The sequence below is a fragment of the Clostridia bacterium genome (genome assembly GCA_035561135.1).
In the GTDB taxonomy this organism is placed as follows: Bacteria; Acidobacteriota; Terriglobia; order Terriglobales; family Acidobacteriaceae; genus DATMYA01.
On sequence record DATMYA010000048.1, the window covers coordinates 140,400 to 154,249 of the forward strand.

A 13,850-nucleotide genomic window follows, 5' to 3' on the forward strand; every position below is an offset into this window, starting at 1 on the left:
CTATTCCGAGAAAACTTCGGCGGTGAATGCTTCTAGTTTGGCGCCGTTTCGCCAGGCGTCAGGGGAGAGGCCGGCCTTTCGGCACGTCTGTTCCAGGAAAGTGAGCCTATCCCATCCCTGCTCGATGGGGACCTGCGGCAGCAGTAAACCACGTTGCTGCCCCACGCTGACGATCAGGCCGTGCTGCCCAACTTCGACATCTTCAGGCGAAATTGGCTGTACGGGCGAGAGCACGCTTATCTGAAGTGCAAGCCGCGAGGCCTCTTCGACTCCAACCGGAACGAAGCGACGGTCATAGAACGCTGCGGCGAAGGCCGTCTCGGCGACGGTGCGGTACAGAGGGTGCTCAGGCACGACATAGCCGACACAGCCGCGCAGATGCCCTTCCAAATGCAGGGTGGTGAAAGCGGCACGATTCTCAGCCAGGTGCTCGCTGGGCGCGAGCAGCGTGAGTTCCTTGTTATGCAAAGCGGCATCAATTGTCTGACGCGCGATTGTGAGGAGTTGAAAGCGCTCTTCGGCTGAGTACTCCGGCGCAGATTGCTGGAGAAAGTCAGACGGCAGGCACATCGTTTTTCCGTCGGCGATTGAGTACAAAGACGCGACGCTTGCGGCTCTTGGCGGCTTGGCGATCTATCTTTGACCAGAAAGCGGCGAAGTAGTCGATGGCCGAAACCAGTGAAAGTGCGACCATGAACCATACCGCTGTGCGCGCGATGATCTCGACCGGGAACAGTAAGACCTTGAAGTCCCAATAAACCCAGCGATGGGCGAGGATGACGGCTACAACAGAGACGATCTGCACGACCATCTTGAACTTGCCAAGATCGCTGGCCTGAATGGTGAAGCCTTCCTGCGCGGCGATTGCACGGAGGCCGCTCACCAGGAATTCGCGGCCAATAATGACGACAGCAATCCAGGCAGGGACCAGCGTGGGCGTGAACTGAACCAAGGTGATGAAAGCTGCGGCAATCAGGAGCTTGTCAGCCAGGGGGTCCAGCAACATTCCAAGGGTTGTGACCTGACCGCGCCGGCGTGCGATGTATCCGTCAACTCCGTCCGTTATGGATGCGAGGATGAAGACGGCGGAGGCTACCAGTTCCTTTTCGCCATTGTTCGGATTGAAGACGTTGCTGGAAAGAACCCAGATCAGAACCGGCACACAGAATATGCGCGCCATCGTGATGTAGTTTGGCAGGTTCAACGAAGCCAACTCGGGCAATGGCAAGCCGTGGAAGCGGCAAGCTCTCTAGCGTGACACTGATTTACGTGACACGGATGAGTGATTATGCGCCCAGCTTCGCCCCAAAATCAACGTCCTTCCACTTGCTTGCGCTTTTCCGGCATGGATTGGCTCGCTTGGCCGCGCACCAGAAATGGCTGCGTTTGTAAGCGGATGGCAGACATGGTGCAACGTCGGCAATAGCGAAACCGTCTAAAGGTAACTAGAGAGTAAATAGTATGTTTCGCTCTGCTTCACGCCCAGGCGACCGGGTAAAAATTACAGCTGTGTACTGGGTGCATCACTACGCGCATTGCATATCGCATAGGGCAAAGTTGAATGCGGGTGGGGTATTCCCCAGGTGCCACACGTGCGGGGACAAGGTTCGGTTCGAGCAGGTGTCTGTCCAAACGGAACAGAATACCCAGGCTATCGAACAGTTCTCGGATTTTCGGAAGGTAGCGTAAGTTCAGCGAACGATGGTCCCACCCAAGAACGCGTAATTCAGGGCGGCCTTTGAGGGCCGCCCAAACGATTTAGCGCTACGAACCGACTAGGCGTAGATGCCGCGCTGGCGAATGGTGTAGGCCACGCGATCAATGGCCAGCATGTAGGCGGCAATACGATTGTTGACGTTATGCGTGTCAGCATAGCGGATCACATCCTCGAAGGACGCGACCATGATGTGTTCCAGCTGCTCGTTTACGACCGATTCCTTCCAAAAGTAGCCCTGGCGATCCTGCACCCACTCGAAGTAGGAGGTTGTCACGCCACCGGCGTTGGCCAGGATGTCTGGAATGACGAAGACTCCGTTGTCCTGGAGAATGTCATCGGCAGCGGAGGTGGTTGGACCGTTGGCGCCCTCGACCAATATCTTCGCTTTGATCTTGGCTGCATTCTGCGAGGTGATGACGTTCTCTGTGGCAGCAGGCACCAGGATGTCGCAGTCGGCAAGGATTAACTCGGCGGTATCCGCCTTCTCGGCGCCGGGGAATCCGTGGATCACGCCGTTGCGCTGGCGGTACTCAACCAGGGCATCAATGTCGATGCCGTTGGAGTTATAAAGCCCGCCATCCCATTCGGCGATACCGATAATATTGTAGCCCCGTTCATACATGAGGTTGGCGGCGTTGGAGCCGACGTTGCCGAAGCCTTGCACGATAACGCGGGTATCTTCCGGTTGCTTGCCGAGTTTCTTGAGTGCCTCGTTTGCGACGATCATGACGCCGCGACCGGTGGCTTCACGACGACCACGCGAGCCGCCGATATTGACCGGCTTGCCGGTGACCACGGCCGTCACGGTCTGACGCATGTGCATGGAGTAGGTGTCCATCATCCACGCCATCACCTGTTCGTTGGTGTTCACGTCGGGTGCGGGAACGTCCTTTTCGGGGCCGATGAACTCAATGAGCTCGGCGGTGTAACGGCGTGTCATGCGTTCCAACTCGCCGATGGACATCTTCTTCGGATCGCAGATCACGCCGCCTTTTGCGCCGCCGAACGGGATATTGACGACTGCGCATTTCCAGGTCATCCAAGCGGCCAGCGCGCGAACTTCGTCGAGATTGACATCTGGGGAGTAGCGGACGCCGCCCTTGGAGGGACCACGTGCGATGGAGTGCTGAACGCGATAGCCGGTGAAGACTTCCAGTTGGCCGTTATCCATCTGCACGGGGATGTGAACGGTAATTTCGCGGGCTGACTGGCTCAGGATCTTCCAGATGCCTTCGTCCAGGTTGAGCTTCTGCGCGGCAAAATCAAAACGCGCTGCTTGCGATTCCCAAGGATTACTTTCCGTCTGAAGAGCGGCTGTCATTACTGTCTCCGAAATAGTTGCTACGGCCATGCGGGCCTACGATCAGGCCAAAACACCCTCGCTGAAACAGGGTGGCTGCAAGATTCGCTTATCGCTGTTTGGCCCCCACAGGCCTGGCCGGCGCAGTTGTGCCGGGGTACAGTCCGTCCGAAAGGAGCCGAGCAACGGAAGCGCGATTGAAGTCAGGGCACCCCGATGCAAGGGGCAGACACAAACTGGGCGGACACAAACCGTCACAGTATATCCCGTTCCCGATTGGCGCAAGCATGGCAGGCATCAGGGTTGACAGGAGTCGGCCAGCCATCTGCGCAAGAGAACCGGTTGGGCGCGAACCGGAGCCTGCTTACACGCTCGCGGACTTCGATGTAAGGACTTCGATTTCCATGCCTTCGCTGGCGGCGCGCACTTTGGGATAGTGGTCACGCGCGGATTTCACGATGGAATCGATGCATTCGTCCGAGTGGTCGGGGTCGTGATGGAAGAGCACTAATTCCTTTGCGCCACTTTCCATGATGATGTTTACGGCTTCGCGCCAGTGGCTGTGTCCCCAACCGCGCTTCTTGGCCGTGTATTCGTCAGGCAAGTATTGCGCGTCGTAGACGAGCAGGTCAGCGCCTTCTGCCAGTTTGCGCACGTTGCGATCGAAGAGCGGATGCCCCGGTTCGTTGTCCGTGGCGTAAACGAAAATGCCCTGATCGGTTTCCACGCGGTAGCCGAGGCAGCCCTGCGGGTGGTTGAGCCACATGGATTGCACGACGCAGTCGTCGAATGCGATGCGGTCTTCCTCAATGTCGTAGAAGTTGCGATGTGCGGCCATCTCGGCCATATCGACCGGAAAGTAAGGATCGGCCATCTGCTCTTCGATAGCGCGCTGCAATCCACGCGTGCGGCTGGATGAGTGGAAGAACAGATAATTATCCGGGCTGTCATAAAGCGGCGAGAAGAACGGGATGCCCTGTATGTGATCCCAGTGGAAATGGGAGATGAACACATGGGCGTAGACAGGCTTTCCTGCGTGTTCACGGCTCAGTTGCTTGCCGAGATTGCGGAAGCCGGTGCCACAGTCGAAAACATAGATGTGGCCGTTGATGCGCACTTCTACGCAGGAGGTGTTCCCCCCATATCGCATGTTTTCCATCTGTGGTGTCGGGGTAGATCCCCGCACGCCCCAGAACTTAACTTGCATGCGCCCTCATCTCGCGCACATCGTCATGAATCGACGTGTGCATGGTAGCTCTTTCCACGGGTCTCGACTTCATGCCGACGCCACACTCGTGCCGCACTGACAAAGGTCGTAGCTCACAAAAAGGGATGGCGTAATTTCCGCAGAGTATACGCCCGTCCGGTCCGGCCGCCAACCAGTCTGCGTACAGCTGCGTTAATCGTGGTTCGACGATTCTGCCTGAAGGCCTCGCAGATGCGCCATTACTAAGAAGGGTTCGTGTGGCGAGAGGGGTTACGGAAGTATTGCGGCATTTTCCAAATGGCGCACGCGCAGAGAGCAGATCCCTTGCTTCGCTCAGGACGACTCCGCTCTTCGCTGAAGCTCGAAGACGTTCGCCAGGCCCAGGTCAACGGCAAGCACCGCATGCCCCTGATGGAGTTAGCGATGCGCGAGCGCCCGTATAATTGATTTCCAAGCAGAGTACGAGACGAAGCGAATCCACAGGAGATGAGTACATTCCATGACGCCCGGCTATAAGTCATTTCTGCAAATCGCGCGCGATGGAGCAACGCTGATCCCTGTGGCGAGAACGCTCAACGCCGACCTGCTCACTCCCGTATCCGCGTTCCTTAGCATGGCCGCCAACGAGCCCTATGCGTTTCTGCTGGAGTCGGTCGAGGGAGGCGAGCGCGTTGGACGGTACACGTTTCTGGGAGCGCGGCCGTACATGATTGTGATTGCTCGCGGCGAAGAGATTGAAATCCGCCGCGGGCTAGCGCGCGAACACCGCACCGGGCCCGTGCTGCCCGTATTGCGAGAACTGCTGGCGCAGCACGAGCCTGCGCAGATCGAAGGACTGCCTCCGTTCACAGCAGGTGCGGTGGGATATGTGGCGTACGACGTAGTGCGCCAGATCGAGAAGCTGCCGGAACAGTCGAGCGCCGATCTGAAGACGCCAGACTGCGTGCTGATGTTCTTCGACCGCGTGCTGGCCTTTGATCACGTGCGGCACCAGCTCTACCTGATGGCCGCAGCCGATGTCAGGATTGAGTCTCCGCGCAAGGCGTATGACCGCGCAGTCGCCGGACTGGATGAATTGGAGCGCAAGCTCGCAAAGGGATTGCAAACCCAGCCGATGACATTCGGCGACATCAAGGCGAAGAAAGCTGCAAAGCTCAAGGTTCATGCCGCGACCGGGCGCGACGACTACATGTCTGCGGTACGCAAGGCCAAGGAGTACATCGCCGCGGGCGATATTTTCCAGGTTGTGCTGTCGCAGCGTTTTGACTTCCAGGCGCCTGCCGCGCCGTTTGAAATGTATCGAGCGCTACGCACGCTGAATCCGTCGCCGTATTTGTACTTTCTGCGAATGGGTGAACTTGAGGTACTGGGCTCCTCGCCGGAAATGCTGGTACGTGTGACCGGGCGCAAGCTGGAATATTCGCCCATCGCGGGAACGCGTGCGCGCGGCGCGACCGTAGAAGAAGATGTCCGGCTGGAGCAGGAACTCCGCGCCGACGAAAAAGAAAAATCCGAACACGTAATGCTGGTGGACCTGGGACGCAATGACGTGGGCCGTGTAAGTGCATACGGCTCGGTGCGAGTGACGGACCTCATGCGCGTAGAGCGCTACTCGCACGTGATGCACCTTGTCTCGTCCGTGGAAGGGCGTCTCCGTGATGGTCTCGACGCTCTGGATGCTTTTGCATCGTGCTTCCCGGCAGGTACGCTGAGCGGCGCGCCCAAGGTGCGAGCGATGGAAATCATTGAAGAACTGGAACCGGTACGGCGCGGAGTGTACGGCGGTTCGGTAGTGTATGCGGATTTCGCCGGGAACTTCGATTCATGCATTGCGATCCGGACGATGGTTGTAAACAAAGGGCACGCGTACGTGCAGGCAGGCGCCGGCGTCGTAGCGGATTCGGTCCCGGCAAATGAGTTCGATGAATGCGTGAACAAGGCGTCGGCGCTGATGAGGGCGGCGGAAGCGGCAAAGGGCAGTGGTTCCCTATGATCTTCGTTCTCGATAATTACGATTCGTTCACCTACAACCTGGTGCAGTATCTGGGTGAGTTGGGTGGTGAGGTGGTGGTGCGGCGCAACGATCAGGTCACGCTTGAGCAGATTGAAGATCTGCGGCCGGATCGCATACTGGTTTCGCCGGGGCCGTGTACGCCAAAGGAGGCAGGCATCAGTATCCCGCTTATTCAGCACTTTGCGGGAAAGGTGCCATTGCTGGGAGTTTGCCTGGGACATCAGGCAATAGGCGCGGCTTTTGGTGCTCGCGTGATTCGGGCCGCGAACTTGATGCATGGAAAGACCAGTGCAGTTGAGCACGATGGACGAACGATTTTCAACGGCGTAGCTTCGCCGATGACCGCGACGCGCTACCACTCGCTGATTGTTGCCGAGGAGAACCTGCCGGCGGATCTCGAGGTGAGCGCGCGCACGCGTGAGGCCGATGGGACGCAGATCATCATGGGGCTGCGGCATCGGAGATTCGCGGTTGAGGGCGTGCAATTTCACCCCGAAAGCGTGCTGACGGGCGATGGCAAAACCCTGATCCGCAACTTCCTCAAACTCTAAATTATCTGGCTAAAGCGGCTGGTAAATTCGGAAACTGTTGCCAAGAAGCTTGACACTCTCGATTGTTCATATCATCCTGTTTTGATTCTTGTGGAGGCATTATGCCCGCATTCCCATCGGAGCAGAGGGCTACAAGGCGATTTCCGCTGAAGCTCCCTGTGACCGTGCGGTACGCCCAGGGGCGCCCTGAGACGAATGCGCAAACACGCGACGTAAGTTCTCGCGGAATCTGTTTCTATATGGATTCCAGGCTCGACACTGGTTCTCAGATTGAGTTCACGCTGACGCTGCCACCGGAGATCACAATGACGGAAGCGATCAGGGTGCGTTGTAGAGGCAAGGTAGTGCGTGTGGAGTCTCCGCTGCCTGGCGGCAAAATCGCTACCGCGGCAGAGATCGACAAATACGAGTTTGTCAGTGAGCAATACGGAGCTGCCGCCGTTTAACAGCCAACACTGCAAGGCCATTCACGAGCTTTCCGGCACGGTCCGCCGTGCCTTTTCTATTTGCCGGGCAGCTCGCGCCCATTACGAGTTACGCGCAACGGCAGCGCAGATGTGTTTGAATAAGCCTTCCGATGAAATACGGATGTAACGCCCTGATACTCGCCGCGCTGTGCTCCGCGCCTTCGGCCCTGATGGGTCAGAGCGTCGTCGGCAATGTGTTCGCCTCCGATGCCGCGGTGACTGGTTCGGTGATGGTGGTTTCAGGCGGAACGCAGGTGCTGAGCGGGTCGCAGGTGGCTGCAGGTGTAAGCACGGCGGTGCTGCGATTGGCGCGCGGTGGCGAGATAAGAATCTGTCCGGGAACAAGCGTCGCGATTGCGGCTTCCGTCAACGGCAGTAAGTTGATGTTAAGTCTGAACACGGGCAGCATGGAAACACATTACGACTTGGGCGAAACGCTTGACGGCCTGGTGACGCCGGACTTCCGCATGCAATTGATCGGGCCGGGCGCATTCCATTTCGCCGTTGCGGCCAACGAGAAGGGTGACATGTGCATCCGCAGCCTGCCGGGAAGCACGGCCGCTGTGATCGTCTCCGAGGTGATGGGCGACGGAACCTACCAGGTGAAACCGGGTGACGATGTGGTCTTTCGTGACGGGCAGGTGAGTGGAGCGACACGCGGGACGACGGGTTCGTGCGGCTGCCCAGCGCCTCCCCCCGTGCCGGTGCAGAGTGCTGCCAATCCCAAGCCAAACGTTTCGGCCAACAATTTGACGCCGCCACCCGTACAGGTTGCGGCGGCCGAACCTCAACTCCACGTCGAGGTGGACGCTCCGTTTGTGTTCAACGCGGAAGCGGCTACGGAGGACCCTTCCTACGGCGTCGCCAATTTGAAGACTCGCGGAACAGGCGACATCGCTCTGCAACTGCAACCAACCGTTCTTCCGCCCGCTGCCGTCGAGAAGACTCCACCGCGCGCCGTGGCCACGGCTCCAAAAAAGAAGGCGACCTCGGGCGGATTCTTCAAAAAAGTCGGCTCCTTCTTCGGCAGAATCTTCAAAGGGTGATCACCGTACTCGGCTGTTTCGCTGCGCGGTGCTAAACTCCAGCGCATGGCGGAACAAACTCGCTCGCGAGTACTGCTTTGGGTGCTGGTTGGCGGCGGCGCCTTCTTTCTCTTCCTACTGGCAATTTTCACGCTGGTGTACTTCAGCATGCGCTCGGACTCGAAGAGCGAGTTCGCTGCGTTTGGCGATAAGATCGGCGTCGTTGACCTCGAAGGCGTAATCCTCTCGCCGAAAGAGACGGTCAAGCATCTGAAGAAGTTTGCCGACGATGACTCCATTAAAGCCATTGTGGTGCACGTCAACACGCCCGGAGGCGGCGCGGCGGCTTCGGAAGAAATTTACCGCGAGGTCAAGAGGATTCGCGACGAGAAGAAGAAGCGAATCGTTGCCTCCATTGAGACCGTTGGCGCCAGCGGCGGCTACTACGTGGCTTCAGCAACGAACAAAATTTACGCCAACGACGCCTCCATCGTTGGCTCTATCGGCGTGATTGCGGAGTGGTACAACTACGCAGACCTGATGAAGTGGGCCAAGCTGAAAGAAGTGACCTTGAAAGCCGGAGAGTTCAAGGACACCGGTTCGCCGACGCGGGACATGACGCCCTCCGAGCGTGCCTACATGCAGAGCCTCGTGGACAACATGCACGAGCAATTCATCCACTCTGTTGCGCAGGGGCGCGGGATGAAGGATGAGGACGTGAAGTCAATCGCCGATGGAAAGGTGTGGACCGGGCAACAGGCGCTTCCGCTGAAGCTTGTGGATGAGATTTCGGATTTCCAGGGGGCGGTGAAGGATACGGCGAAGGCGGTCGGCATCAGGGGCGAACCCACGCTGGTTCGCCCGACGAAAGAGAAGAAAACGCTGGCCGATATTCTCTTTGGCGACATCTCGGACTACATCCCGGACCGCGCCAAGCTTATGCAGACAAACATCGGCTTCTACTATTTGTGGAAGTGATGAATGTGAATGGAATCGTCTCGGCCGATTCAGAGTTTCCGGCGTCAGCGTCGTGCGCACACCCTGCTGCCGGTAAAACCGCTCTCGCTGGACTCACTCGGTTTAAATGTGAGATGAATTCTGATAATGTTGCTAAACTCAGTCTTGCCAAGAGCTTAAGGAATTTGAGATGGTAGGAAGCTGAGTTCGCAGGAATCGGCGACGGTACATACATTTTCGGAGAAGCTGCTCATGACGAAAGCGGATTTGATCGAAGAAGTCTCCCGGCTTGTTGAGCTTACGCGCAAAGACAGCGAAGTGATCGTAGAAACAATCTTCGACAGCGTCGTGCGATCGCTCCGTGCGGGCGACAAGATCGAAATTCGTGGTTTCGGCAGCTTCCGTACGCGTCAGCGGCAGCCGCGCGTCGGACGCAATCCGAAAACCGGCGCTCGCGTCGAAGTTCCTGCCAAGAAGATTCCTTTCTTCAAGCCCAGCAAGGAATTGAAAGATATGGTAAACACCGCCTCCCAGCAACCCGCCGCAGCCGCTGCGATCGAGAGCACGCCAGAACCAACTCCGGGCGAGGGAAACGCCTAAGGGACTCCCAAACGCACCTGGTTTAGCGTTCAGTCATACGTCAAGCCGCAAGCTACTGCTTGCGGCTTTTGCTTTCTGGCAATTAAAAGCGTCATCTCCTGACCACTAGAAGAAAGCGAACGACCGGTCTTTGTACTCTGCTTGCAAAACGTCCGATGTCCGAAGTCCGAAATCTGAAGTCGGAATTCCGATGCCCGGTGTCTGACCTAGCTCCTGATCCCTACGGCTGCCATCATCCTTCCGGTTGCGTACTCGATGCGGTGCGAGAAGAAGATGTCCGTTCGGCAGGCGGTACAGAGGCCGAGCATTTCGACGTTCTTCTCAGGAACGCCAGCGTCGCGCAACTGGTAAAGATTGGCCTTGGCGAGATTGAGGTGCGTCTTCATTGCAGGAGCGCCGTGTCCGGGAGCGCGCTGGTTCATGAAAAGCAGCGGATACTTGATGTGCAGCGAGTTGGAGTCGAAGACCTGCTCGAAGAGTTCCGTGGCATAAGCGAACTGAGTCTCGAACTCGGTCTGCACCTCGTCGCCCACCTCGTAGCAGCATGAGCCGATGCCCGGGCCTATAGCAGCGAGCATGTCGGCTGGGTCGGAGCCGAAGTGCTTGCGCATCTCGCCCACCCCTTTTTCAACAATGCGTTGCACGGTACCGCGCCAGCCTGCATGGAAGACTCCGATGGCGCGACGTACCGGGTCGACGATGACGATGGGCAGGCAGTCGGCTGTTTTGACGGAGAGCAGTATGCCGGGGATGTCGGTGATGAGGCCATCGCCGGTGACCGAGTGCATCTCGCGGCCGGTGACACGATGAATAATGGCGGAGTGAACCTGCTTCATGTTCACCAGCGGCCACGGCGTCCCGTTCTTTTCAACCGCTCCAAGCGCGCGCATGAAGCGTTGGCGATTGCTGGCGACGTTAGCGTGGGTATCCTCGCGCGTGATGCCGAGGTTCAGCGCCGTGCCGCCGTACTCTTCCGTCACGCCGCCCTGTCGAGTGCTGAAGCCGTGCATGAGCCACTTGAGGCGTTCCAGCTTGGCGGCTTTCAGGATGTTCAGTTTCGTAGCTGCCTTCGGTTCGGGGCGGGCCTGTTCGGCGTCGCGCTTGGCGCGCTGCTTTTTGATGGCATAAGGGCCAGCAGGTTTAACGCTTGGCATAGCCATGCCGGCCTCGGCGAAGCTCTTGTCGAGCTCGGAGGCCGCACGACTGCGGCGAGCTTGTTGCTTCTGTTTGCGACGGCTTTTTGATTCGATTCGGCCCACGTTTCGATTGTAACTGCAAAGCAGTTGCCGGTTGCCAGCGGCCAGTGGGCAGCAGCGGAGTACATGAATTCATATCCGGCAATTTGACACGGAGGCCCGAGAATCCAACCCGCAACCGATCACCCGCGTGTGACAACGGCAACTAGCTACTGCCAACTAGCAACCGGCTACTGGCAACTGGCTTCCGCTACTCACTACTTTATTTGCCCTCCCTGCGAGCCTCGACTATAGTTTCAGTGCATGTTTGACGACTTCCGAGTAACCGACCGCTGGACTGGTAAAGAACTGCGCTGCACTTATCAAGCCTTGATGATGGCCATAGCCACACGCCACGCTGATGCCGTGGATGTGAAGTTCCTGGTGGGAGATCGTCCCGTGTGGATAGCGCTTCCGCATCCCGCCTGGGTTGAGTACAACCGGCAGACCGGCAAGGTGATCACGGACCCGCTTGCAGTCCAAATCGCCGGACGCTATCTAAAGACGGCGATTGAATCGGGCGAAGAGGACGGGCGCGAGATGTACACGCTTTCGGTTCAGGAAACTCTCGAGCACCTCAACGCGGTAGTCAGAAACCACGCAGCGGTGGGAAAGTAAAGTCTGGCTTCTTGCATCACATCCGGCGTACTCCCATAACGAATGATGGGCTCTGCGCTGAGTTGATAGTATGTTGTCGCGAAATGTTCTGAAGGGCGCCGATCGCCGAAAAAGGCGGCTGGAGTCCCAACATTTATATTTTTCCTTCGAGCAATCTTAAGAGAGGCAACTATGTCCAGCCTTACTGAAGTAAGCGAGGCAATGGTACGAAACGAAGCGATCCAGCATCAGAAGCTGGCCGCGTGGGTCGCAGAAGTCGCACAGATGTGTACTCCAAACCAGATTCACTGGTGTGACGGTTCCCCTGCGGAATACCAGGAAATGCTGCGGCTCATGATTCACGCCGGTACGGCTATTCCGATGAACCCAGAGCTGCGGCCAAACAGCATCTTTGTGCGTTCCACGCCGGCCGACGTGGCTCGCGTTGAGGACCGCACGTATATCTGCTCACTGAAGCAGGAGGACGCAGGCCCGACAAATAACTGGAGAGATCCGGCGGAGATGAAGGGCGTGCTTTCAAAGCTCTTCACCGGCGCGATGTCCGGCCGCACTCTCTACGTCATTCCGTACTCAATGGGTCCCATCGGCTCGCCCATCGCAAACATCGGCGTGGAACTGACCGACTCTCCCTATGTCGTCGCTAACATGCACATCATGGCGCGCGTGGGAACGAGAGTTCTGGACGTGCTGGGCAGGGATGGCGAATTTGTTAAAGGCCTGCACTCGGTGGGCGCACCGTTGCAGCCGACGGAAGCCGACAATCCATGGCCGAACAATACGAGCGACAAGTACATCTGCCACTTCCCTGAGACGCGGGAGATCTGGTCATTCGGTTCCGGTTACGGCGGCAACGCCCTGCTGGGCAAGAAGTGTCATGCGCTGCGCATAGCCTCTGTGCAGGCGCGCGATGAGGGCTGGCTTGCCGAGCACATGCTGATTTTGAAACTCACCAATCCGAAAGGAGAGGTGAAGTACATCACGGGCGCATTCCCGTCCGCGTGCGGCAAGACGAACTTGGCGATGTTGATTCCGACGATCCCCGGCTGGAAGGTCGAGACGGTTGGCGACGACATCTGCTGGATGAAGTTCGGGGCCGATGGACGGTTATACGCAATCAATCCGGAAGCGGGCTTCTTCGGCGTCGCGCCGGGCACGAGCATGAAGTCCAACGCCAACGCGATGCTGACGGCGGCAAAGAATTCGATCTTCACCAACTGCGCGCTTACGCCGGAAGGCGACGTGTGGTGGGAAGGGATGGCCGACGAGAAGCCGGCGCACTTGACGGACTGGCTGCGCCGTCCGTGGACCCCGGAGAGCGGACGAAAATCGGCACACCCAAATGCGCGCTTCACGACTCCCGCGCGCCAGTGTCCGGTGATCGCGCCCGAATGGGAAGATCCAAAAGGCGTTCCGATCGATGCAATCCTGTTTGGCGGACGTCGCGCAGGCGTGGTGCCGCTGGTCACGGAAGCATTCGATTGGCAGCACGGCACATTCCTTGGCGCGACCGTGAGCAGCGAAACAACCGCTGCCGCCGCGGGCAAAGTTGGTCAGTTGCGACGCGATCCGATGGCGATGCTGCCCTTCTGCGGCTACAACATGGGCGACTACTTCGGCCACTATTTGGAGATCGGTCAGAAGGCTGGCGCGAAGTTGCCGAAGATCTACTACGTCAACTGGTTCCGTCAGGACGAGAACGGCAAGTTCATCTGGCCGGGTTACGGCGAGAACAGTCGCGTGTTGAAGTGGGTCTTCGAGCGCTGCAGCGGTACGGGCAAGGCCGTGGAAACTCCCATTGGCAACCTGCCGTCACCGGAAGCGCTGGACCTGACCGGCTTGGATGTTTCAACGGCCCAGATCACCCGGTTGCTCGACGTGGACGTGGACGGGTGGTTGGCGGAAATTCCGCTCATACGCGAGCACTTCGCAAAGTTCGGAAAGCATCTTCCAGCAGGCATGACGCAGGAAGTTGATAAGCTCGAACAAAGGCTGAAGGCAGCGAAGAAGTAAGAGCGGACGGCAGACGTTAGACTTCGGACGTTAGACTTCAGACGCCAGAACGGCGCAGCTTAATGGCTGCGCCGTTTCACTTTAGTAAAAGACTTTGACCCTCAGCGGCTGAAAGCCGCCTTTCCTTCCGTGCGACTTACGGCACACCT

General features: G+C 58.1%; 13 protein-coding genes. 8 read left to right on the forward strand and 5 right to left on the reverse strand.

Annotation, left to right across the window (positions count from 1 at the left end; genetic code table 11):
• The 4 genes from amrA to VN622_09875 form a co-directional block, all read right to left on the reverse strand.
• Positions 1 to 570, reverse strand: coding sequence for an AmmeMemoRadiSam system protein A (amrA, locus tag VN622_09860; GenBank protein HWR36161.1), 570 nt, complete (start codon positions 568 to 570; stop codon positions 1 to 3).
• On the reverse strand, positions 554 to 1,204 hold the full coding sequence (gene pgsA / locus VN622_09865; protein HWR36162.1) for a CDP-diacylglycerol--glycerol-3-phosphate 3-phosphatidyltransferase: 651 nt from the start codon (positions 1,202 to 1,204) through the stop codon (positions 554 to 556). Before pgsA ends, amrA begins: the two co-directional genes overlap by 17 nt.
• 571 nt (positions 1,205 to 1,775) lie before the next feature.
• Complete coding sequence (locus VN622_09870) at positions 1,776 to 3,038, reverse strand: Glu/Leu/Phe/Val dehydrogenase (GenBank protein HWR36163.1); 1,263 nt, start codon at positions 3,036 to 3,038, stop codon at positions 1,776 to 1,778.
• Between the two features lie 343 nt (positions 3,039 to 3,381).
• Positions 3,382 to 4,224 (reverse strand): MBL fold metallo-hydrolase, encoded by an 843-nt coding sequence (locus VN622_09875; protein HWR36164.1) that lies wholly within the window; start codon positions 4,222 to 4,224, stop codon positions 3,382 to 3,384.
• 499 nt (positions 4,225 to 4,723) lie between these two features.
• Between VN622_09875 and trpE the strand changes: the two genes are divergently transcribed.
• From trpE to VN622_09905, 6 genes are all read left to right on the forward strand, one after another.
• Positions 4,724 to 6,217: an anthranilate synthase component I gene (gene trpE, locus VN622_09880; GenBank protein ID HWR36165.1), complete on the forward strand. Its 1,494-nt coding sequence runs from the start codon at positions 4,724 to 4,726 to the stop codon at positions 6,215 to 6,217.
• Complete coding sequence (locus VN622_09885) at positions 6,214 to 6,789, forward strand: aminodeoxychorismate/anthranilate synthase component II (GenBank protein ID HWR36166.1); 576 nt, start codon at positions 6,214 to 6,216, stop codon at positions 6,787 to 6,789. The genes trpE and VN622_09885 overlap by 4 nt, the downstream gene beginning before the upstream one ends.
• A gap of 101 nt (positions 6,790 to 6,890) precedes the next feature.
• Entirely contained in the window at positions 6,891 to 7,235 is a 345-nt protein-coding gene (locus VN622_09890) for a PilZ domain-containing protein (protein ID HWR36167.1), read from the forward strand.
• A 131-nt stretch (positions 7,236 to 7,366) separates the two neighbouring features.
• Positions 7,367 to 8,302 (forward strand): hypothetical protein, encoded by a 936-nt coding sequence (locus VN622_09895; GenBank protein ID HWR36168.1) that lies wholly within the window; start codon positions 7,367 to 7,369, stop codon positions 8,300 to 8,302.
• 45 nt (positions 8,303 to 8,347) lie between these two features.
• Positions 8,348 to 9,259 (forward strand): signal peptide peptidase SppA, encoded by a 912-nt coding sequence (gene sppA / locus VN622_09900; protein ID HWR36169.1) that lies wholly within the window; start codon positions 8,348 to 8,350, stop codon positions 9,257 to 9,259.
• A 231-nt stretch (positions 9,260 to 9,490) separates the two neighbouring features.
• Positions 9,491 to 9,838: an HU family DNA-binding protein gene (locus VN622_09905; protein HWR36170.1), complete on the forward strand. Its 348-nt coding sequence runs from the start codon at positions 9,491 to 9,493 to the stop codon at positions 9,836 to 9,838.
• 206 nt (positions 9,839 to 10,044) lie between these two features.
• On the opposite strand, the gene pgeF is transcribed toward VN622_09905, so the two are convergent.
• Positions 10,045 to 10,998 carry a peptidoglycan editing factor PgeF gene (pgeF, locus tag VN622_09910; GenBank protein HWR36171.1) on the reverse strand — a complete coding sequence of 318 codons (954 nt, stop codon included), beginning with the start codon at positions 10,996 to 10,998 and terminating at the stop codon, positions 10,045 to 10,047.
• A gap of 339 nt (positions 10,999 to 11,337) precedes the next feature.
• Here pgeF and VN622_09915 point away from each other — a divergent pair, with 339 nt between their 5' ends.
• Positions 11,338 to 11,691, forward strand: a complete 354-nt coding sequence (locus tag VN622_09915; protein ID HWR36172.1) for a hypothetical protein — start codon at positions 11,338 to 11,340, stop codon at positions 11,689 to 11,691.
• A 201-nt stretch (positions 11,692 to 11,892) separates the two neighbouring features.
• Complete coding sequence (locus VN622_09920; GenBank protein HWR36173.1) at positions 11,893 to 13,701, forward strand: phosphoenolpyruvate carboxykinase (GTP); 1,809 nt, start codon at positions 11,893 to 11,895, stop codon at positions 13,699 to 13,701.
• Positions 13,702 to 13,850 lie beyond the last annotated feature (149 nt).